Raw genomic sequence first — 21,770 nt, forward strand, 5'->3', positions numbered from 1 at the left:
TTTGAACCACATTAAGAAACTATTCAGATGAAAGTTACCATTACGGATCAGGAAGAAATTACGGTGGTTGCGGTCTCCGGCGATATAGACAGCAAAACGGCGCCCGAATTTGAAAGAAATGCAAAGGTGGCCATGGACAAAAGCAAGAACATCGCGATTGACCTCACCGAAGTGGGCTTCATGTCCAGCGCCGGGCTGCGCGTATTGCTGATGGTTTACAGGAATATCAGATCGCAGGAAGGGAAAGTGGTGCTGGTGGGGGTTTCGGAAGAAATCCAGGACGTCATGTCAACCACGGGTTTTATCAACTTTTTTACGATCGTGGAAAAGCCGGAAGACGGAGTTGCATTCCTAAAACAAGACTAATCCATGGCAACAGATATCAGGATTGATTACTACCCGACGCACGAGCAGCAGGGGATCAAATTCCGAAGGGGACATGCATTGCCATTTGGTGCGACTATGGTCCCTAACGGAATCAATTTCAGCATTTATTCCAGCGAAGCCATCGACTGTACGCTCGTATTGTTCGAAAGGGGCGAGGCCGAACCATTTGCAGAAATCCGTTTCCCGGAGGAATTCCGCACGGGCAATGTGTATTCCATGATCGTATTTGATCTGGATTACGAGCGCCTGGAATATGGTTACCGCATGGACGGCCCGTTCAAGCCCGAAGAAGGTCATCGTTTCGACAAAAGCATTATACTCAGCGATCCCTACGCCAAAGCCATTGGCGGACGGGATTCCTGGTTGGCCAAGCCGAATTGGGATAACATTTACCCGTATCGCTCGCGCCTCGTTTTCGAGGATTTTGACTGGGAAAATGACCACCCGCTCGAAACGCCTATTGAGGATCTGGTCATTTATGAAATGCACGTGCGCGGCTTTACGCAGCATCCCTCATCGAATGTTAAAAATCCAGGCACATTTGCGGCCATCCGCAGCAAAGTGGCTTACCTGAAAGATTTGGGGATCAATTGCGTGGAGCTGATGCCGATTTATGAGTTTGATGAATGGGAAAACAGCAAGGAAAACCCGGTTACAGGCGGTCTGATCGTCAATTTCTGGGGTTACAGCACGGTTAATTTCTTCTCTCCAAAGGCAGGTTATGCCGCAACAGGGAAGTTTGGCATGCAGGTGGACGAGCTGAAAACGCTGGTGAAGGAACTCCATAAAAACGGCATTGAAGTGATGCTGGACGTGGTTTTCAATCACACAGCCGAAGGCGATCACCGCGGTCACACAATCTCGTTCAGGGGAATAGATAACAAAACGTATTACATGCTGACGCCTGAGGGTTATTATTTCAATTTCTCAGGAACCGGCAACACATTGAACTGCAACAATCCGGTGGTGCGGAACATGGTTTTGGACTGTCTGCGTTACTGGGCAGCCGATTACCACATTGATGGCTTCCGTTTCGACCTCGCTGCCATTCTCGGCCGCGACCAGAACGGCGCTCCGCTAAGCAACCCGCCATTGCTGGAATCGCTCGCTTACGACCCGATCCTTGCCAAATGCAAGCTCGTAGCAGAAGCATGGGACGCGGGCGGATTGTATCAGGTCGGCTCATTTCCGGCTTACGGACGCTGGGCCGAATGGAACGGAAAATATCGCGACTCGATCCGGAAATTCTTGAAAGGCGACGAAGGCCTGGTTGGAGAAATGGCACAATGCATCCAGGGATGGCCTGATTTGTATTACTATCGCGGCCCTACGGCCAGCATCAATTTCATCGCCTGCCACGACGGTTTCACGCTTTATGACCTCTTCGCTTACAATGAAAAACACAACGAAGCGAATGGAGAGAATAACAATGATGGTGGTAATGATAATCATTCATGGAATTGCGGCGTCGAAGGTGAAACAGATGATGCGTACATTAATCAGCTCCGTCACAAGCAGATAAAGAATGCATTGTCGATCCTGATGGTGAGTCAGGGTGTGCCAATGATCCTTTCGGGCGATGAAGTTGGGGTTACCAAAAACGGGAACAACAACACCTATTGCCACGATAACGAGCTCAATTGGCTCGACTGGAGCCTGATGGAAAAAAACGCGGATATTTATCACTTTGCGCAACGCATCATGCGCTTCCGCCGTGCCCACCCGGTACTGAGGAGCAGGACGCATTTCCAGCACAGGGACTATGTAGGAAGCGGTTTTGCGGACATCACATTCCACGGAACCCAAGCCTGGCAACCCGATTTTTCACCCAGCAGCCGCTGCCTGGCATTTATGCTGGACGGTGCCCACGCCAAAAGCGGAACCATTGTCGACGACTCCATCTACGTAGCGATGAACTCCCACTGGGACGGCCTGTACTACGAACTCCCACCACTCCCGAATGGACAAAGCTGGCACCTGGCCGTGAATACGGACATGCCGTCAGGCGAAGACATTTACGAGATCGGTAAGGAGCCGAAGTTGGAGGATCAGGGGAGGTTTCTGGTTGGCGGGAGAGCGACGGTGGTGTTGGTTGGGAAGTAGCCCTTCGGCGGTGGGGCTAGCAGTAGCGCCCTTCGGCTCCGCTCAGGGTGACAGTGCTGGTTGGCTTTGTTAGTAGTTTGTTGAGCGTAGCATGCTCTGTCAGCCTGAGCGGAGTCGAAGGCACGTCCGAGACGCGGCTCACAAGCACAATAAGTGCGATACGACAGCAACACAAAAAGTAAGATTTAAACCTAAAATAATTGTTTCAAAAACTTATAAAACAACATCATGGCATTTCAAATAGAATCTTTAATAGAGAATCAGGAGGCGCGGTTTACATTGCATGGTGAGCTGGATTCGCTTTCGGCGCGGGTGTTTCAGACCGAGATTGAGAAAATTGCAAATCAGCCGATCGATTCGTTGGTGCTTGATATGGAGGACCTTAAGTTTATGTCCTCTGCCGGGCTCCGCGTTTTGATTTACTCAAAACAAAAAATCGGGCCGAAATTATCCATTTACATTGTGAAACCCCAGGAACTGATCGTGGACACGCTTACCAAAACGGGTCTGCAGCACAGCGTTACCATCGTTGATCAATATCCAGTTTAACATCTCCTGATAATGGAATCGAAAAGTTTTCCCGGCACTGTTGATTCTCTCGATTCGCTGCGGGAATACATTGGTGAGCTCTCGGAAAAGGCTGGTTTGGCCAAAAAACCAACTTACAGTCTCAAACTGGCGGTTGATGAGATTGCTACGAACATCATTTTGTATGGTTACCAGGAACCAGGGATCGAAGCGGATTTTCAGGTGGTGAGTGAAATCATGCCTGATAAGCTCGTGGTGATCCTGGAAGACATTGCCGCGCCGTTTGACCCGCTCGCGAAAGACCTGCCCAATGCGCAGGACCTGACGCTTTCGCTGGAAGAACGCGGCATTGGAGGTCTTGGTATTTTCCTGACAATCAATGGTGTAGATGAGTTTTCCTATGAATATGCCGATGGAAAGAACCGTAACAAATTTGTAATGAAAATTGCCGCAACCTGAGTCCTATGGTTGAGAATTCTACTGTTACCAATCCATTTCCCGGCCTTAGAAGTTATGATTATGACGATCATGCTCTATTCTTCGGCAGGGACGCGCACATCCGGGAGTTGAAAAACAAACTCCTGGACGGGCGTTTTCTTGCGTTGATCGGATCCTCGGGAAGTGGTAAATCTTCTTTAATCAAAGCGGGCCTCATTCCATCGCTGGAACAAGGCGAGGCGGCAGACCGCTGGGCGGCAGACCGCTGGGCGGCAGGCCGCTGGAAAGTGATCATTTTCCGGCCGGGGGGAAATCCCGTGCGAAATTTCGTAGAGGCCCTGAAAGTGGCCCTGCGGGACATCGATCCGCTTTGGGACAGCCGCGATCCATTGGCTGTGGAAAAAGAACTTAGCAGAGATCCCAAAGTTGCCTTAACATTGCTTTCGGCGATCCGTGACCAGAAAATTCTGCTGGTGATCGATCAGTTTGAGGAGCTGTTCCGCTATGAGCTTTCGGAAGATTTTTCGGGTAAAAACAGAACCAATGCATTTGTAAAACTGCTGTTGACCCTCATTAACCAGCGTGAGCTTCCGGTGCACGCGGTGATCACGATGCGGTCGGACTACTTGGACCATTGCACGGAATTCGACGGCCTGACCGAGATCATTAACAAGGGCTATTATCTGCTTCCGAAAATGAACCCGGAGGAAGTAAAGCAAGTCATTGTGGGGCCTGTTGAGTCGGTGGGCGCCAGCATTGAGCCTGAACTTGTTGCAGGTTTGCTTAAAGAATTGGCGGATAACCCGGATTTTCTGCCCATTCTGCAACATGCATTGATGCGCACCTGGGATCGCTGGAAATCGACCAAACCATTCTCGTCTCCCGTTTCGGGTGTTGATTATGAAGCCATTGGCGGCATGCAGGAGTCGATCACCATGCATGCGGAGGAAATTTACACGCAGCGGCTGGATGAAAAAAGGCGGAATGCAGCAGCCAAACTTTTCAAATCCCTCATTGTCCTGGGCCCCAGCGACACCTCCTCGCTGCACCCGACCGTCTTGCGCGAGATCATCCAGATCACCGGCATTCCCGATTATCTGCTGATCGACGTCATCATGGTTTTCCGCGAAAATGGTGTCTCTATCCTGACGCCAAAACCAGGCGTAAAGATCGATCACGACTCGATCATTGATGTTTCGGTTGAAAAAGTACTCACATTCTGGGAGCGGTGCAGAAAGTGGATAGAAGAGGAGCTGGAATCTGCAAAGCTTTACAAGCAGCTCAGTTACTCGGCTTCACTTTACCAGGAAGGCCGTACAGGACTTTGGGTTAATCCCGAGCTGCAACTGGGACTTAAATGGCTGAAAGAAAGCGAGCCGACTTTGGAATGGGCGCAGCGCTATGATCCGTTTTTCGAACGTGCGACCAATTTTTTAGATTACAGTAAAAAACAATACGAACTGGAAGTTCGTCAGAAAGAAGACCGCCAGAAACGCGAGCTGCGCAAAGCCAGAATATTCGCTTCGGTGCTCGGGATCAGCTCATTAGTATCATTACTATTTTTGGTTGTTGCACTTGTGTTGCGCACGCAGGCACAGCAGAGTGAGAAAACGGCCCTGGAAAAGGAAAGCCTGGCATTGGAGGAACGGAAACGGGCTGAGGATCAGACACGTGAAGCCATTGCGCAAAAGAAAATCGCAGAGCAGCAAGGCACATTTGCCGAGCTGCAGAAGACATTAACCGAAGAACAAAAAGGCATTGCGGTAAGGGAACAGGAGAAAGCCGTGAAAGAGAGCATTGCCGCAAAAATCGCCAAGCAAATCGCTGAGGAACAAAAGATCCAGGCCGATAATGCCAGAAAAGCAGCGGTCGAATCTCAGAAACAAACAGAAATTCAAAAAGAATACGCGGTAAGCGCACAGAAAGAGTCGGACAGGCAAAAAGTGTATGCGCAATCGGCCCAGAAAGAAGCAGAAAGCTCCCGGAATGATGCATTGAAACAGCGCTCCAAAGCAGTGGCCCGCTTCATTGCGATCCAGTCCTTTCAAATGCCGGCCGGGGATGAACTGACTGCATTACTGGCTTTGAAAGCATATGATTTTAATATAAAAAATGGCGGGGAACGCGAGAATCCGGATATTTTTAATGCACTATCCAAAGCGGCGGGCGCGAAGGCAACATTAATTGCACATAATGACATTGTGCGCGTCGTCGCCGAGCCGCAAGCCGGCAATTCGGTTTTCGCAACGGCAGGGGACGATGGTGTGGTCAGCCTCTGGAATTATCTCACGCCTGCGGCCAAGCCGCTTTTGCTGCGCAATCCGAAGCAAACCTTCAAAAGCATTCGTTCCGTCGCGTTTACGCCTGACGGAAAAACGTTTTTTACGGGCTCGTCCAATGGTCAGATCGTCCGCTGGGACAATTTTATGCCGGGCGTGCCGCCTGCTAAAACCATCGTAGGGCATGACGGCATCGTGTTTTCGCTGACGGTGAAGAACATTAATAACAGGCCGCATCTGCTCTCTGTAAGTTCTTCCGGGCAGGTGAGGCTTTGGGATGTGAGCGACAAAAAGCTGGATGTCGTGAGAAATATCAATGTCGGCACCGAGATCGCCTCAGTTGAAATACTGGCTGACGGCCAGTATATGTTCCTGGCAACCGGAACGGGCGAGCTCATCCGTGTGGACCTGACCAAACCGGATGCAAAACCGGCAGAATACAATCTCCCCGGCATCCGCGGCAGGCTGCTATCAATGGCATTCACGCCTGATCAGAAGCATTTATACTTCGGCACCAGCTCGGGAATGCTTTACAATGTGCGCATGAACAATAACGAGCCCGTTCCAAACTCAATGAACGGAACACAGGGAACGCACACTTCGGGCATAACCAGCATTGCTTTCGCGCCGGACGGAAGCCGCATTGCCACTGCTTGCTATGACTGGAAAATACGCATCTGGAATGCAAAAGAAGATATTTCCAAACAACAGCCTGTATTATTGAGCGATTTCGATTACTGGGTGATGGATATTCAATTTACCCGGGATGGTAACAAATTGCTGGCTGCCGGTGCGGATAAAACGGTCCGGATATGGGACATTAATTCGGCTGCATTGTTTGCCGAAGTTTCTAAAAAGGTAAAACGCGAACTGACCGAGGAAGAGTGGGACCAATACATTGGAAAGGATATTCCTTACGAAAAACTGTCCCGGAACATCAGATAATATGAAAAGAATTTTACCCATTTTGATCCTCCTAACTGTTGCTTTTGCAGGCACAGCAGCCTATGCACAAGAGGATTGCGATGCAACGGTGATCATTCCCGAGGCTGACAGAAAATACAGGACCGGGAATTTCGATGAGGTTTTTCAAATCCTGAACCCTTGCCTTAAAACCAGATTTTCGCCGAATGCGCAAGTGCAGGCATATAAGATCATTGCATTAACATATCTCGCGCTGGATTCTTTGCCACAGGCGGCCACGGCTGTCCGTAATCTTTTGATAGCCAACCAAAATTACGAGCCGGAATTCTCTGCATTGCCGCAATTCAAAGACCTCGTTGCCCAGCAGCGCGATCTCATGGACCGCATCATTCAGATCACTTCCGTTTCCAAAAAAGCGGAAAACCTTCTGCAAGTGCCCGCCACCGTAACCGTTTTGACCCAAACTGACATTGTAAAACGAGGTTATAAAGACCTGACCCAAATGCTGAATGACATTCCGGGCTTCGACGTCATCAGAGGGAACGGGCCCTCTTATGTCACATTCTACCAGCGCGGTTACCGCTCCACTTCCAACGACCGCACCATTCTCCTTGTGGACGGCGTCGAGGAAAACGACCTGAATTCAGACAACATCCCCATTTCCCGGCAATATGCCTTGTCCGACATTGAGCGCGTGGAAGTAATCTATGGCCCGGCTTCGACTATGTATGGCGCAAATGCATTTGTAGGCGTTATTAACCTCATTACCAAGCGTTTCCTGGATCGCGAAATGCCGGAAGGTAAGAAAATGGTCGTTTCTACGAACGGTCAGGTGCGCTATGGATCTTTAAATACAAAACTCATTGATGGTGTGGTGACCATGCGGACAAAGGACGTTGCGGTTTCGTTAACGTCGCGCTATTTCGCTTCTAACGAGCTGGATTACAGCCGGTATCCCGAATGGAATTACGATCCGAGAACCGCTGATAACTATCCTGCACAGCAGAATATCAACGGCGCCGCCGCGCAGACTTACATTACTACCAACAAGCTCAACACGCTTTTCCCTAACAACGATCTTTATCAGGTTGGCTATGATGCGAACGGCAATGCCAATGCATTGAGCCTGACTAATGCCGGAAAGGCAAAGGCGGCCGAACTGGATAATGCTAATTTATTCCAGGCGAATGTGAACGGAAGTCCGGTGGGTTTTAATGATGATTCAAAAAACTTTTTTATCCGGGCAAAAATCGAATTTAAAGATTTCATGATCTCGCTCATGAGCTGGAAAACGGACGAAGGCGCAACACCTTGGTATACCAATCGCTCCCGCATCGTAACACCCGAAGTTTCGCGCTGGGTCGCCAACAACAAGGCGTTTTCTTTGACCTACAATAAATTCATTTCTGAAAAAGTCCAGATCCTGAACCTGACTTCCTACCGGCTCCATGAGCTGAATGGTGCAACCAATTTGCCCACTTACAGAGGTTATTTCAATGGCAGTTACGGCATTATCGATCTGCTTAACCAGCGCAAGCCAACCTATTCGATCCCTTACTGGTATCGTGTTTCCAACCAGCTGCGTAACGAATTCCGCGTGTTGCTCACGCCGTTGCCGAAGCTGGACATTAACAGCGGCATTGAGATCAGGAACAGTATTATCCAGGCCAACTACATTACTTCGCAAACCGAAAACGCAGACGAAACCGGACGCCCGGATTCCACATTGGCAGGCGGCGATAACTTCCGTGTTTTTGACATTGGTATATTCACACAAGCCACTTACAACTGGACCGAAAGCCTGAAAATGGTGCTCGGTTCCCGGCTCGATCACAATCAGATCCGTTCAAAGGGCGGTTATGGCTTCGTGTTCAATCCGCGGGTCAGTTTGATTTATTCCAAAGGTAAATTTGTATTCAAAGGCATTTACACGGAGGCATTTAAGGATGCTTCCTATCTTCAAAAATACGCCACGAACCGCGAGCGCGCGCTGAATAATCCCACTTTGCAGCCCGAGCGCGTGAAGAATGTGGAAGGGAGCGTTTCAGTCCGGTTCAATAAAGCAATGTCCTTTAATGTAGCAGGTTATGTAGCCAATTACAGCAATGCCGTAGGGCTTGCGGCTGCCACGACGCCGGCGGGCTTGCCTACGCAGCAGTTTCAGGCACTGGGCAAGCAGCGCATTATGGGCATTCAGTCGGAAGCGCGTTATGATGTGAAAAGACTGAATGTCTGGGGCAATTTCACTTACAGTAAGCCGCGCGATCTTAGTAAAGTCGAGGGGCAGAAGATTCCTATCAGCGACATTGCGCCCTGGTCGGCTAATTTGGGAGCTGTATATGAGCCGGTTAAGAACCTGAGCATCAGTGTCACCAACAATTATGTGAGCGCAAGAAAATCTGGCGTAGGAACTTCGGGAAGCAGCAATCCGATCACGCGTTTTGAGCCGATTTACTTGCTGAACTCGACATTGACCTATCATAACATTCTGAATGTGTTCAGCTTACAGGTTCAGGTTTCCAATATGTTTAATCACGAATATTTTGTACCGGGCATTCGGGCGGCCGAGGGCGTTACGTCCGCGTCGCGTTACCCGCAGGAAGGTCGCGTGTTCTCGGTCGGGCTGCTTTTTGACACAAACCGCAAATAAAAACCGGCTTCTCGAAATGGAATTAATGCATATAAATCCTCCTCGCTTAATGGAAACAAGGTTTGAAATCAGAAATTCGGAGTTCCTGCTCATCAAGCTGGACCATCCCGAACGCCTGGACGAAATGGGGGCGCTCCGGGTGCTGGCCTGGAAGGACGAGCAGGGCATAAGCCAGGATTTTTTCTCACATAAAGCCTGGCTGGATGATGAGGATCTGCTAGCGCACCATTGGGTTATCTTGCATAATAAGACAATCGTGGCCGCTGCGCGCATGACTTTCCATACGGATTACAAATCGGTCCCGCACGCAGATTTGTTCGACGGGTCCATCCTGGAAGGTTTTGGAAATGGCCCTTATGCATCTCTGAACAGGCTGGTGGTTGCGCCGGAATATCGCGGCAACGGCTTTTCAACATTGCTCGACGAAGCCCGCATTCAGTATGCAGCCATCCTTGGCGCCAGGCTGATCATTGCCCAGCCCGTTGCGTCACGCATTAAGCCGCTGGAAGATCTTGGATTTTTCTATCTGGGGAAAATCAGGCCATTATATCAAATGCCTGAACGTCAGATCTATTTTATGATTAAAGAATTAGGAGTTTAACTGGTGAAAAAAATCAAGGACATATCGCGGATGCTCAACATCAGAAAGGACGAGGGAAGCCTCGTGAGCCTGCTGATGGCCTATTCTTTTTTTATGGGCGGCGCAACGGCATTGTTCTACACCGTGGTGGCTTCGTCGTTCCTGATGAGTTTCGACCGCTTAATGTTGCCCCAGGTTTACGTGGTCGGCGGCGTTTTCGTTTACCTGCTAGGGTTGGGCTTAACCCGCATTCAAAAACGCATTCCTTTTAATCGGTTAGGCGAAAATGCATTGCTTTTCCTGATCGTCTCCATCGCCGTTTTCCTGGTCATTTATCATCTTACAGGCAGTAAGTGGGTTTTCTTTTTTCTCTTTATCTGGAACCGGATTTTTGTTCTGGTCAATGGCGTCACGTTCTGGGCAGTGGTTGTGAAGCTGTTCAATTTTCAGCAATCCAAAAGGTTATCCTCGCTCATCAACAGCGGAGAAGTTTTTTCCTCTGTCATTATGTATCTGGCGGTTCCGGCCCTGGTCAAGATTTTGCCGATCGACTCGCTACTGATCCTGGCTGTTGGTTTCCTGATCATCTGCGCCGTTTTATTGAGAAAAATTCACAAACGCCACGTAACAACGGACCACACACGCATTGAAATAAAACCGAAACCGGCCGAGCATGTGGCGACGGATGCTGTGGATCCCAAATATTTCCGCAACATTTTCCTGCTCGCATTGCTGCCCGTTTTCGCTTTGTTTTATGTTGAATATATTTTCTTCACGGAGTCGCGCAATGTGTTCCCCAATAAAGAATCGCTGGCCAGCTTTCTTGGATTTTTCTTTGGTATCAGTGCCATTCTTGAATTTTTTATCAAAACATTTTTCTACAATAAGCTCATCAGTAAATACGGCTTGAAGCTAGGCATTCTGATCCTGCCTTTGAGCCTTGTTTTCAGCTTTGCCGTTTCTGTGATCTATGGTTTGGGTTATGACACGGCGGCCATCTTTTTTGCCTGTATTGCGCTTTCCCGGTTTTTCATGAGTGCGGTTCGCAAGGCCATTGCTGAGCCGGCATACCAGGTTTTATATCAGCCCATTCAGGCGCGTTTCAGACTGAATGTCCAGGGCCGGATCGAAGGCCGTGCCAAGGCGATGGGTGGTTTGGCGGCTGGTGTTCTGCTTTTTGTGCTGGTCAACATTTCGCGGATGGACGCCTTGCAGCTCGCCATTTTGTTTTTGGTGGTGGCAGTTTGCTGGACGTTTGTGGCATTCGTAGGGGAGAACTCTTACAAGAAAATGGTGCGCGACAAGATTTTTAATTTCCCCGAAAAATCGAAGAAAAACGCTTCCTATACGCCAGGGCAGGCTATTTCTGAAAAGCCATTTGAACAACTTATCAACCAGATTTTTTCACCCAAAGAAGAAGACCGCATTGAAGCGGCGCTGGGACTGGGTGCCACGAACCGGTTCCTGTCGTACAAATATCTCATTCCGTTGTTACAGGATCCCAACAAACGGGTGCGTGAAGCGGCCATATACACGGCCGGCGAGTTGAAAAGGGCAGAGTTGTGGCCGTTTTTAATGGAGCAAATGGAGACCGATCGTTACTTTACCGTCGCTTTCGATGCGCTGGTGAAGTCGGGGCCGCCTTTGTTGAAATACATTGAAAAATCATTTTTAAGCAATGAGGATAACCGTTACCGGCAGCTGCATTTGCTTAAAATCGTGGAGCAGATCGGTGGTCCGGAAGCGATCCGGTTTTTGCGCAGAAACCTGGAAAATCCCAACCGTTTTGTAAAAGACAAGGTGCTGGAAGCATTGCGGAACCTGCGTTACACCTGCAACACCACGGAGCAAACATTCATGCTGAACGAGCTGGACGAACATCTGAAAACGTTCGCCTGGCTGCTCTCGGCGCAGCACGATCTTTCGGATGCCTATGAGCCGGAAAGCCAGCTGATGCTGAATCTGGAGCGGGAGAGGATGCGGATCATGCGTAAAGCTTTCATTGTTCTGGAAGCCGTTTATGGCTCCCGTTTTCACGCCGTAACATTGCTCAAAGGCGATCAGGCAACCGATGCACGCGACTACCTGACCGAGATCTGTGACCTGCTTTTGCCCGAAAACATTAAAAACAAAGTCCTGCCATATCTCGATAGCGACTCGCTGGACGAAATGCGCCGCCGCTATGCGGAAATTTACCCGCTGGCAACATTGTCCGTGGAAGAGCGTCTGATTGATATTATTAATAAAGATTACACCAGGATTTCGCGCTGGACGAAGGCGGTCGCGATCAAAGAGTTGCGTCATTTTGATGCCGGAATTGTGACGCCTGTGCTGGTTGCCAATGCAGTTTCCAGGTCTAAGATTATTTCTGAAACATCATTTTACGTCCTCCGAATTGTAAATCCGGCCCGTTTCCGCTCCTTAATGGAAGCAATGACCAGGAAAAATGATGCTTTTCACATTGAGATCATGAAGCCGCTTGAATGGCTTTCGACCGAAGAAGATCTGCTTGTTTCCAAGCTCCGCCGCCTGCGCGAAACGCATGCATTAGGCGGACTGCTAAGCGGGGAGTTGCAAAAAGTGTTGCTGACTTCGGCCTATTTCCAGGAAGAGAGCGGCGAAGTGGTGGATCTGCGGAAACACCTGAGCGACGGCGACGTTTCCATCCTTGTGACTTATGGAAAATTGTTTTTCTCCAAAATCGGCGCACTGGAAGCCGGTAACATCCGCAATGTGGCGGAACTGACGGCAATGGGTGTCGCTATGATCCCAAATGTGCTGGAAGACACGGAGTTCTATATCATTGAAAATTTTCTTTTAAAAGATCTTAATATCAGGCAAAATGTGGAGGAAAGTGTTGAGATCCATTAAGTTACTAATCATTCTGATCTGTCTGACCGGCTCGGAAAAGCTTTGGGCACAGCTTGCAAATGTGGCAAAGCCGGACGTGGGAAGGCCATTGTCGGGCTATTATTCTTCTGCCGAATATCGTGCACACGACCAAAACTTCGCCATAGCCCAGGACAGGGCAGGCATGATGTATTTTGCCAATTTTGCGGGTGTACTTGAATTTGACGGCGTAGAGTGGAAAACGATCCAGACTACAAATATCACACGCGTATCTGCCCTGGCGACGGACGCAAAAGGCCGGGTGCTTGTAGGAGCGAACGGAGAATTCGGTTATCTGGGCAAGGACGCTTTCGGTGTTCAGCGATTTGTGGATCTGTCAGTAAAACTGAAAGAAAATTTTGGACAAATTATTCAGATTATCCCTACCAAAGCCGGAGCTTGGTTTGTAACGGATCAGATCAACTTTTTTTGGAATGGCACAACGGTGAAGCCATTCAAGCACAACCTGAAAATTCAGGCGGCATTTCCTTTCAAAGAGGAAATGCTGGTTTATGCAAAGAATAAAGGGATGATTCGGATCAATGGTGATCAGATCTCCCAAATCGAGCAAAATAGTGACGTGCCTGCTTTGCTGGACCTTACGTCGGTGGTACAGCTTGGGGATGGTTCTGCGCTTCTGGTAACAACAAGCCAGGGCATTTTTAAATTAAAAAATAACCGCATTGAGGTCATTGGCGGCAATGTGAATCCCGTGATTGTACGCAATCAGGCAACTTATGCAACCAAATTACAGGATGGAACAATTGCGATCAGCATGGCAACGGGCGGCATGCTGGTGGTGAATGCGGACGGAAATGTGCAATATCCTGTGGCAGCCGATACGGATTTACAGGAAACGCAAGTATCGGCCATGTTCACCGACCGTGAGCACAATCTATGGGTTGCACTCAACGACGGTATCGCCCGCTTCGACCTGCCTTCACCGATCTCACTTTTTGACAGCAGGGATGGTCTGAGAGGTTCCGTAACTGCTATCCGGCGGTTTCAGGGACGGGTTGTGATAGGCACATTGAACGGATTATATTATGTAGAAAACAACCAGATCATTCACGTCAACGGCTTTTCCGGAAGCTGTCTGGGCCTGGATGAAGCGAATGGCACGCTATACATTGCTTCAAATAAAGGGCTTTTTCAATGGACTAAAGGCTCCGGAATTTCGAGAATAAATTCGGTTTTTTCATTGAGCGTAACCGCTTCAAGCACTGGTAATGAGCTCTTTGTTGGCTTGCAAGACGGCTTAACAAAGTTAACGCGGGCAGGCAGCGAATGGCGGACGGAGCGGGTAAAGGCAGTTAACGAACAAATAGTAGGCGCTACCGAATCCTCCCCATCGACTTTCTGGCTCGAAACGCTTTCCAATGGCATTATAAAGCTGGATGGGAAATCAGGAACCATTAAACGCTTTTCTGCTGCCCAAGGCATTTCCAGCCCATTATACAACAAACTGTCTTTGTATGAGGACAGGTTGATAGTCTCCAATAAGGATGGCCTGTTCGAGTATCAGCCTCAGTCGGACCGTTTTACCCGTGCGATTTGGCTGCATGCAGAAAAGACCTGGTTTGATCGTGTGCAAGGGGATGACAAGGGCAATGTCTGGACCACACGCGGCGACAAAAAATCAGCATCATTTTTCAAGAAAAAACCTTCCGGCGACTTCGAACTGCTGGAAACACCATTGATGCCCATCGCGGACGTTCCGTTTGAGATCATTTTTCCGGATGAAAATGGCAGCGCCTGGCTGGGCGGAGATCAGGGGCTCTTCCGGCTCGACATGCGGGTGCCCGACCAATATGTCTACGAATATCCGGTCATGCTGAGGAGTGTTGCCACGCAGGATAGTCTGCTGCAATTTGCACAAAACGGAATGATTACCAAGCCTCTCAGCCACCGTCAGAATAATCTGATTTTTGAGTTTGCATTACCGAGCTATCACACGAATCAGGAGGTTCAGTACCAATATTTTCTTGAAAATTATGACAAAGAATGGTCTGACTGGGGACCGCTGACGCGTAAGGAATACAGCGGCTTGCCGTCGGGAAGTTACAATTTTAAAGTCCGGGCAAGGGACGTTTATGACCACGTTTCAAAGGAAACATCATTGGCCTTTAAGATCCGCGTGCCCTGGTTCAGACAGTGGTATATGATCGCCTTGTACCTGATCTTATTCGGTGCCATGATCTACTACGTGGTCCGCTGGCGGTTGAGAAGGATTTTGAGAGAAAAGGAAGAACTGGAAACGCGGATCCTCGAACGTACGGAAGAGGTTGTGAACCAGAAAGAAGAACTGGAATTGCAATCCGAAGAACTTTCAGCAACAAACGATCAGCTGGAAAGGATCGATGAGTTTGTGAAGTCAATTAATGGCGAGGTAAATACGGGGCGGCTGTTTCAGCTGGTTTTAAACAAACTATGCGAATTTCAAAACGTCAACGGAGCGTCTGCACTGGTTTATAACGCCGCGACCGACAATTATCAATTTATAGCGCTGGCGGGTGCAGTGGAAACTGCCAATGTAGAAGATGTCAGACTGACGGCTCAGGAAGCCGAGCAGCGGTATATCGAAAATGGCGAAGAAATTTTGGAAGATATTTTCCTTAAAAATGATTTTCGAAAGCAAAACGCCAATGCATCCATCAGTGAAATTTTTTCTCCTAAGGCGCTGATTACGATCTTGATACGGGTTGACGGCGTGGTGAAAAGCTACATTACGCTGGAAAATACGGACCGTGAAAATGCATTTTCGGAGCGGGATTTCAATGTCGTTAAAAACCTGAAAGAGCATTTGATTGGGGCTTATATTAAAACAAACATTCTTGAAAATCTTGAAAATACATTGTCCAACCTGAAATCGACGCAGGAAGAACTGATCCGGCAGGAGCGGCTGGCCTCGGTGGGCAGCCTTACCAAAGGGATTGTGGACAGGATTTTAAACCCGCTGAACTACATTAACAACTTCTCGCAATCGTCCGGGAAGCTTTTAAAGGAAATTACCGAAGTCACTGACAAACACCAGGATGGCTTGTCGGAAGATGAGAAGGATGATCTGGACAGCGGTTTCAGTATGCTTCAAAAAAACCTGGAAAAAATTTATGAACATGGCAACAGCACAACGCGTATCGTAAAGGATATGCAAAAGTTGCTGAAAGGAAAATCGAGCGATTTTATCATCACAGAATTGAATCCTTTCCTGGAAGCGAAGGCCAAAACCGCCATTCAGGAAGCGCTGGCCGAATATAAAGATGCATCTGTAAAGCTGGATTTGGCTTTGAATGGCAATCCGGTTAAAGTCAGTGTGCTGCCTTATGAATTTGCACAGGTGATCACGAACCTCATCAGCAATGCCTGCTATGCCTTGCTGGAAAAGGCCAGGATCGATAAAACATTTGAGCCTCAGATCATTATCTCGTCCAAGCTTGTGGAAAGCGGCGTTTGCATTACCGTACGTGATAATGGGAAAGGCATTCCGGCCAAAGAGCAGGAGCAGCTGTTTAACCCATTTTTTACAACAAAACCTACGTCCAAAGGAACCGGGCTGGGCTTATATATGAGTAAGGACATTATTGAGTATCACAAAGGGCGCATGTCGGTAAATTCATTGGAAGGGGTGTTTACCGAAATAGAAATTTTCCTGCCGGTTGTTGCTTAATACGCTAAATGCTGCAAATTTTTAAAAACCATGACTATGGGAGCCGGAACGACGGAACAAGACATTGAACTGTATCAGCAAAAGATCATTGAGCTCAACAAGCTCGCTGAAATAGGACAACTGAGTGCAGGTATTTTACATGAAATAAAAAATCCGGTGAGTTTTGTCAATAACTTTTCCCGACTTTCGCAGGGATTGGTGGGCGAGATCCTGGACATTTGCCAAAGACCGCTGTCCGAAATGACCGAGACGGACATCGCCGATGAAAAAGATCTGCTGGAAACGCTTTCGCAAAACCTCATCAAGATCAACGAAAACGGCAAACGTATTGAGCGGATCATCCAGGGAATGCTCGCACAAACCCGCTCCGACGCTGCTATCCTGGAATCCACAGACCTCAACCAGCTGCTTGAAGAATACAGCAAGCTGGCTTACCAGGGCGTCCGGGCAGAGGACATCGCCTTCAATGTCATGCTCAAATTTAACTTCGATCCTGAGATTGGCTGCGTGAAAGTGGCGAAAGGGGAGTTTGGTCGGGTGATTGTCAACCTGGTCAATAATGCGTGCTATGCGGTGAATGAAAAGTCGAAGCGGCAGGCGGAAGGCTATGAACCTGTCATTGAGATTACAACATCCAGAATTGGCCAGGAAGTGGAAATTAAAATTTGCGATAACGGCATCGGCATTCCGGAAGACATTGTTGCCAAGCTTTTTAAGCCGTTCTTTACAACAAAACCGCAGGGAAAAGGGACAGGACTGGGCTTATCGCTCACGTACACCAGCGTGACGGACACGCACAAAGGAAGCATTCATGTAACCTCTGTGGTCGGCGAAAAAACGGAGTTCACAATTGTGATTCCCGGTTGAGATTTATTTAAAACAGATATCAATTTAAAAAATTATAGATAATGGCTATCAGAATATTAAGTGTAGATGACGAGCAGGATATGGAGATGCTGATTCTTCAATTGTTCCGAAAGCAGATCCGGGATAAGAAATACGAATTTGTGTTTGCTAACAACGGCATTGAAGCATTGGAGCGGCTGGAAGAATCTGATGACATTGCACTTATACTATCCGACATTAACATGCCCGGCATGGACGGTCTTACGTTTCTGTCGAAGGTAAATGAGAAGCAAAATCCGTTGCTGAAATCGATCATGGTTTCTGCTTACGGCGATATGGACAACATCCGGACGGCTATGAACCGTGGCGCTTTCGACTTTGTGACCAAGCCGGTGAATTTTGAAGATCTGGAAATTACCATTTCCAAAACCGTGGAGCACATTGAAATGCTGGCCAGCCTGGAAAAAGGCCGCGAGCAGCTGATCGCGATCCAGAACGATCTGAGCGTTGCTAAGGAAATTCAAATGTCCATGTTGCCGAAAACCGTCCCGGCCAACATTGGCAAAGCGGGGGTGGATCTGCATGCATTTATTCATCCTGCAAAAGTGGTCGGCGGAGATCTGTACGACTATTTTATGATGGATTCCGAGCGACTGTTTTTCATGATCGGTGATGTCTCGGATAAGGGCGTGCCGGCAGCATTGTTTATGGCGATCAGCAAGGCTATTTTTAAAAGCCAGTTTTCCAACCGCAATGGTGATTCGATCACGGAGAAAGTAAAGATTGTGAATGAGTTTCTGAGTGAGGACAATTCTTCATATATGTTCGTTACGGCCTTTGTTTGTATATTAAATGTCAAGACAGGCGTTGTTGAATATGTAGATGCCGGCCACGAACCGCCCGTAATCATTCGCGCCAATGGTGAAACCGAGCTGGTAAAAAAGGAGGGAGGCATGGCCTTGTGCTTCGACCCGACATTCGAATTCGAATCGCATACTTTAACATTGAACCCGGGAGATAAATTCGTCCTATATACCGACGGCGTCACCGATGCCAATAACCTGGCAGGCGCACGGTATGGCCTGCATTATCTTCAAGATTTCTTCACAACCGGCGAAGGCTCTACCAAAGAAACCGCCAAAGAAATGAACGAATCAACATTAGAAAGCCTGATAGATTTCATCGGAGCCGCAACGCAATTCGATGATATCACCATGCTTTCGCTGCGGTATCTGGGGAATTGATTTTTTTCAATACAACCCCGCAACAGGCTGGTATCTTAACAGTGCCAGCTTGTAACTTTCTTCGTATCTTTTTTGGAGCTCGGACCAGCATAGGGAGTCCAGAACGGATTTGGGGAGGGTGGCACGGGGGATGTATTGGTGACTTTCAAAGTCTTCTATGAATTCGAGGAAGATTTCGGTAAGCTGAATGACTGCTTGCTCGCTGGATTGTTCCCGTCGTTTTACAACTTTGACTTCATTGTTTCCTTCCATTTCGGCAGTTTGTCTCGCGAAATGTCCAAACCCGGAAACGTCGCTGGTAACGACCGGCGTTCCGTGCAGGACAGTTTCCATGGGCGCGTATCCCCAAGGCTCATATAGTGATGGAAAAACGCCTAAATGACAGCCTCTTACAAATTCCAGATATTCCATGGAAAAAAGCGATGTCACCCTTTCAATGAAATCGGGATGGTAAATCACTTTTACATTATCTTCTTCTTTATTGGTTAAGCCTGCTTGCTGACAAAATGCTAAAATGTCGTCCTGGCCGGTTAGATGGTGGGTGGTAGTGGGCGGCAGGCTTTTTCTTTTGAAGTTGGCCAATGCCTGGCGCCAGGTCATTTGCAGATCGTCATCGATGAGTTGATTGAGATCAGGAAGTTTGCGGCCTTCCGAGCCTGTAACATTGGCATAAATCCTGGGCCCTAGCTTGGCGCTGATCTTTTTACAGATTCGCTGCAACTCCTGAAAACGCTGGCGTGCTTCCAGAACATCCGGCTTAATGTTATGAAAAGGCTGTTTTGAAATAATAAAAAGAACAACATTCGTTTCCGATTTCCTGCGCACGAGTTCCTCATTCAGCCGCGCAATGGCGTGCAAGGTGACGTCGAAACCTTTGTTATAAAATTCATAACGGCCGGATGTAAAGAAATAGAGCGTCTTGTCACTTCTGAGCTGGTAGCTGGGCGAAAACAGCGCCTTGACAAATGCATCGATCTTTTGCCGGTTTTGCAAGTGCCACTCAAAAACTTCATAACCAACGCCTGGCTTACGATGGATACCGCTATGCACTATACTATCCGGCTTGCGCCCCAAAAACACCTCGCATTCCGCTGCCGTAGATTCGCTATTTGTAACAAGCACATTGGCATACTTTGCGGCGTTTCTCTCCAATTGTGCCTGTGCTTCTATGCCATATTCCCGCGCTTTTTGCTGCCAGTTGTAGGTAGGGATTTTGCAAAAGTACTGATCTTCATTGGATGCAAGATAGCGGCCCAGCGATGTGGCATGTGTGGTAAAAACCGTTGCGATCCGTACTTGCTGACGCGCTAATTCGGCCAGCGCGGCAGCCGACATCCACTCGTGAAAATGAGCGATAATGTCCTGGTTAATATCCGTTTCTTCAATGAGTTTCGTGAAGAAAAGCCTGCTAACCTCCCCAAAACCAAGGACTTGATCTAGTAATGCATTGCTTTCCAAAGCCGAGATTTCCTGATGCTGCCACAATGCAGTTTTCACTTCATTCAGCGCTTTGGCAGGGATAATGGGGTTGATCAGGATAACTTTCGGGCGGGCTTCTTCCAACAGCCAGTAACCCAAATGTATGTCATATCCAAGGCTTCTGATGTATAGGATTGCCCGGGAAAGCGGGGAGTTATCCAGCTCACGGATCGGGCGGAAATCGAGTTTTGCTTTTTCGTGAAAATAGGGACCAACGAGGAAATAGTTATCCCCGTAAGTGTCCGTCATCGTCGGTGCTTTGGACTTCACGTACGTGTATATCCCACCGATCTGGTTACAGACTTCCCAGGCAATTTCAAACAGAAGTGTATTCGGTTTCAAAATGATAAGAGGGTAAGGTAGGATATTTCAATTAAAATTAATTACTTAAATAAGATATGGTGAAACCGAATATGCTAAGCAGCAAAATCGAACGGTAAGACAGCTAAAAGCGGTGCTGAGTTGTATGCGCGAGTAAAAAGCAGCTTGCAGATAGCTAATTTCCCGTATATTGGGTTCCTAAACCTTCATTCCTGAATTCTTTGATGAAACCTTTACTGCCCGCCTCACTGCGCCTGGACTCCATCGATATTTTCCGCGCGGTCACGATGCTGATCATGATTTTTGTGAATGATTTCTGGACCTTGAAAGGGGTTCCTGAATGGATGCAACATAGCAAAGGTCCAGAGGACGCTATGGGACTTTCAGACGTTGTCTTTCCCGTTTTCTTATTTATTGTAGGACTGTCCATTCCGTTTGCCATTGCCAACAGAAAATCAAAAGGGGACAGCAACGCGACAATTCTTTACCACATTGCCGAGCGCACTTTTGCATTACTGTTAATGGGCATTTTCATTGTGAATTATGAAAATGCAGTGAGCTCGGGCATGATCGTTAGTAAGTATGTCTGGGAAATTCTCATGGTAATCGCATTTTTCCTGATCTGGAATGTGTATCCTGACCGGCCTGAGAAAAAGCCCTTATATACAGGGCTGAAAGTGCTGGGCTATCTTTTGCTGGTGGGCTTGGCGATTATTTACAAAGGTGGTGACGCGGCGAATCCTTCGTGGATGGGAACACATTGGTACGGCATCCTCGGACTGATCGGTTGGGCTTATCTGGTCTGCGCGGTTATTTACTTTCTGGCTGGCGACAACCTGACATTGAATGTGGCCGGCTGGCTTTTTCTCATTTTATTCAATCTGGCAGATTTCGCGGGGATGCTCTCTTTTTTGGATCCGGTGAGAGATTACGTCTGGATTGTAGGGAGCGGTGCAATGCCTGCATTTACGATGGCGGGCGTCGTGGCATCGGTCATTTATCGGCTTTATAGCAAGAAAAATGGTGTTAAGGCGACATATCTAGCCATCCTGGTTGTGTTTGGCATCGTTTGTCTGCTCTATGGCTTCGGGACGCGCCCGTTTTGGGGAATTTCGAAGATCAGGGCTACGCCGGCCTGGGTTGGGATTTGCAGCGGGATCGCCTTCATCGTTTTCGCGATGCTGTTCTGGCTGGTGGATTTGAAAAAAGTCAAAACCTGGGCAACCATTATAAAACCCGCAGGAACCGCGACATTGACCTGTTACCTGGTGCCTTACATTTGGTACGCGGTGCTAACGCTGGTCGGGTTCAGCTTACCCGAGTTTCTGAGGACCGGAATCATCGGGCTGATAAAATCATTCTGCTTTGCATTGCTGGTCATCATTTTAACCGGGATCATTAATCGCGGCGGGATCAGGCTGAAGATCTGATGGTG

General features: G+C 48.3%; 13 protein-coding genes. 12 read left to right on the plus strand and 1 reads right to left on the minus strand.

From position 1 onward, the window contains the following. Nucleotides 1–27: 27 nt before the first annotated feature. The 11 genes from LZG74_RS18485 (at nucleotide 28) to LZG74_RS18535 (ending at nucleotide 18,535) form a co-directional block, all read left to right on the plus strand. A complete protein-coding gene (locus LZG74_RS18485; protein ID WP_026631488.1) occupies nucleotides 28–366 on the plus strand; it encodes an STAS domain-containing protein in 339 nt (112 codons plus the stop codon). 3 nt (nucleotides 367–369) lie between these two features. Further along, nucleotides 370–2,490 (plus strand): glycogen debranching protein GlgX, encoded by a 2,121-nt coding sequence (gene glgX / locus LZG74_RS18490; RefSeq protein ID WP_233798010.1) that lies wholly within the window; start codon nucleotides 370–372, stop codon nucleotides 2,488–2,490. A 228-nt stretch (nucleotides 2,491–2,718) separates the two neighbouring features. Beyond that, entirely contained in the window at nucleotides 2,719–3,039 is a 321-nt protein-coding gene (locus LZG74_RS18495) for an STAS domain-containing protein (RefSeq protein WP_233798011.1), read from the plus strand. 12 nt (nucleotides 3,040–3,051) lie between these two features. Next, complete coding sequence (locus LZG74_RS18500; RefSeq protein ID WP_233798012.1) at nucleotides 3,052–3,477, plus strand: ATP-binding protein; 426 nt, start codon at nucleotides 3,052–3,054, stop codon at nucleotides 3,475–3,477. Nucleotides 3,478–3,482: 5 nt separating this feature from the next. Continuing rightward, nucleotides 3,483–6,680 (plus strand): hypothetical protein, encoded by a 3,198-nt coding sequence (locus LZG74_RS18505; protein WP_233798013.1) that lies wholly within the window; start codon nucleotides 3,483–3,485, stop codon nucleotides 6,678–6,680. Nucleotide 6,681: 1 nt separating this feature from the next. Continuing rightward, nucleotides 6,682–9,309 carry a TonB-dependent siderophore receptor gene (locus tag LZG74_RS18510; protein ID WP_233798014.1) on the plus strand — a complete coding sequence of 876 codons (2,628 nt, stop codon included), beginning with the start codon at nucleotides 6,682–6,684 and terminating at the stop codon, nucleotides 9,307–9,309. A 49-nt stretch (nucleotides 9,310–9,358) separates the two neighbouring features. Next, nucleotides 9,359–9,910 (plus strand): GNAT family N-acetyltransferase, encoded by a 552-nt coding sequence (locus tag LZG74_RS18515; protein ID WP_233798015.1) that lies wholly within the window; start codon nucleotides 9,359–9,361, stop codon nucleotides 9,908–9,910. A gap of 3 nt (nucleotides 9,911–9,913) precedes the next feature. After that, on the plus strand, nucleotides 9,914–12,760 hold the full coding sequence (locus LZG74_RS26415; RefSeq protein ID WP_233798016.1) for a HEAT repeat domain-containing protein: 2,847 nt from the start codon (nucleotides 9,914–9,916) through the stop codon (nucleotides 12,758–12,760). Then, nucleotides 12,744–16,445: a sensor histidine kinase gene (locus LZG74_RS18525; protein WP_233798017.1), complete on the plus strand. Its 3,702-nt coding sequence runs from the start codon at nucleotides 12,744–12,746 to the stop codon at nucleotides 16,443–16,445. The genes LZG74_RS26415 and LZG74_RS18525 overlap by 17 nt, the downstream gene beginning before the upstream one ends. 36 nt (nucleotides 16,446–16,481) lie before the next feature. Then, on the plus strand, nucleotides 16,482–17,312 hold the full coding sequence (locus LZG74_RS18530; protein WP_233798018.1) for a sensor histidine kinase: 831 nt from the start codon (nucleotides 16,482–16,484) through the stop codon (nucleotides 17,310–17,312). Between the two features lie 41 nt (nucleotides 17,313–17,353). Beyond that, complete coding sequence (locus LZG74_RS18535; RefSeq protein WP_233798019.1) at nucleotides 17,354–18,535, plus strand: PP2C family protein-serine/threonine phosphatase; 1,182 nt, start codon at nucleotides 17,354–17,356, stop codon at nucleotides 18,533–18,535. A gap of 6 nt (nucleotides 18,536–18,541) precedes the next feature. Here the strand turns inward: LZG74_RS18535 and LZG74_RS18540 are convergent, their stop codons facing one another. Next, complete coding sequence (locus tag LZG74_RS18540) at nucleotides 18,542–20,356, minus strand: glycosyltransferase (RefSeq protein WP_233798020.1); 1,815 nt, start codon at nucleotides 20,354–20,356, stop codon at nucleotides 18,542–18,544. A 203-nt stretch (nucleotides 20,357–20,559) separates the two neighbouring features. Here LZG74_RS18540 and LZG74_RS18545 point away from each other — a divergent pair, with 203 nt between their 5' ends. Next, entirely contained in the window at nucleotides 20,560–21,765 is a 1,206-nt protein-coding gene (locus tag LZG74_RS18545; protein WP_233798021.1) for a DUF5009 domain-containing protein, read from the plus strand. Nucleotides 21,766–21,770: the final 5 nt, after the last annotated feature.

Source organism: Dyadobacter sp. CY327, assembly GCF_021390415.1.
Lineage (GTDB): Bacteria > Bacteroidota > Bacteroidia > Cytophagales > Spirosomataceae > Dyadobacter > Dyadobacter chenhuakuii.